1 protein-coding gene is annotated in these 1,080 nt (G+C 65.5%); it reads right to left on the bottom strand.

Annotated features, from left to right (window positions below):
• Nucleotides 1-26 precede the first annotated feature (26 nt).
• Entirely contained in the window at nt 27-977 is a 951-nt protein-coding gene (locus tag GWK18_RS12830) for an IS481 family transposase (protein WP_123826704.1), read from the bottom strand.
• Nucleotides 978-1,080: the final 103 nt, after the last annotated feature.

The raw sequence follows: 1,080 nt of genomic DNA, 5'->3' as shown, positions 1-1,080 counted from the left end.
CTAGGTGTACTCGGCCACGACGTTGGTTACAGGCGGCTGGTCGGAGGTAGTCCGTCGAGTGCGCTGTGGCGGCGTTGAGTGTTGTAGATGTTCAGCCAGGGGTCAAGCGCCTCTTTACGCGCCTGGTTGCTGGTGAATACGTGGCGGTAGGCCCACTCGGTCTGCAGGGTGCGGTTGAATCTCTCCACTTTCCCGTTCTGCCAGGGGCAGTGCGCTCTGATGAACTTCTGCCTGGCCCCAAGTGCTGCGACCGCGTCAATGAACGCCTGACCGTGCCGGTAGGCCATGGCGTTGTCGGTCATGACTCGTTCGATCTGATCGATGCCGTGCGCGGCGAAGTAGGCCGCGGCCCGGGTCAGGAAGGCCGCGCAGGTGCCGGCCTTCTCGTCGTCGTGGATCTCGGAATAGGCCAGCCGTGAGTGGTCATCGACCATCGAGTGCACGAAGTCGTAGCCGTTGCCGCGACCGCGGACCTGCACGCTACGGCCGTGGGCACGCCACCCGCCTCCCTCGGGAATCTTGCCTAGCTTCTTGACGTCTACGTGGACCAGTTCTCCCGGTCTGTCCCGTTCGTAGCGGACCGCGGTGGACTTGGAGGAGCGAATCACCTCCCCGGTCATCGGATCGCACACGGCCAGCCGCGGTACGCCGTGGCGGGCCAGGATGCGGGAGACGGTCCGGGCCGGCACACCCACCCGGGGGCCCAGCAGGCCCGGACCCTCACGGTGGACCCTGCGTGCTTGAAGCACCTGAGCCTCGACCTGCGCGCTGGTCCTGGTTGGCATCGAGTGTGGCCGGGAGGAACGGGTGAGCAGCCCGTCCTCGCCCTCGGCGGCGTACCGGTCGATCCATGTCGTGACGCACTTGCGCGAGACACCCATCGCTGCGGCGATGTGCGCCTTCTTCCACCCGTTGTGATGACGCTGGACGATCAACCGACGACCGTGAACGGTCAGGCGGGCACTACCGTGGGACATGAGAACCTCCGGGGTGGAGTGGGCCTTAGACAAGCCACATCCCACTCGGAGGTTCTCCCTCGTTCAACCCGACCCGCTGCTACCAACGTCATGGCCAGGTACA

The organism is Kocuria sp. JC486, from assembly GCF_011602805.1.
Lineage (GTDB): Bacteria > Actinomycetota > Actinomycetes > Actinomycetales > Micrococcaceae > Kocuria > Kocuria soli.
Note: the sequence above shows the minus strand (reverse complement) of the source record. Positions and strands in the feature narration are given on the sequence as shown.